The sequence below is a fragment of the Pseudomonas sp. HY13-MNA-CIBAN-0226 genome, from assembly GCF_040310305.1.
In the GTDB taxonomy this organism is placed as follows: domain Bacteria; phylum Pseudomonadota; class Gammaproteobacteria; order Pseudomonadales; family Pseudomonadaceae; genus Aquipseudomonas; species Aquipseudomonas gregormendelii.
On the sequence record NZ_JBEOPS010000465.1, the window covers coordinates 1 to 251 of the forward strand.

General features: G+C 48.2%; 1 protein-coding gene. It reads left to right on the plus strand.

What is annotated here, in order from left to right:
- Positions 1 to 38: 38 nt before the first annotated feature.
- A partial coding sequence (locus tag AAEZ05_RS29530; RefSeq protein WP_350650177.1) for a hypothetical protein occupies positions 39 to 251 on the plus strand: 213 nt, incomplete at its 3' end.

Consider the following 251-nt stretch of genomic DNA (forward strand, 5'->3'; position numbering starts at 1 on the left):
ATCTAAGCCTGACGCCTACTGGTCAAAAGATGGCACGTATGCCAATCGATCCACGGCTAGCACGTATGCTAGTTGCCGGTAGCGATTTTGACTGTATTCGAGAGATGCTTATCGTGGTTGCCGCGCTTGCTGTACAAGATCCTCGCGAGCGCCCTGCCAATAAGCGTCAACAAGCGGATCAGAAGCATGCAGAATTTCGTCAAGATGACTCGGATTTTTTGTTTTATCTAAGTCTGTGGAAGGCTTTGTTT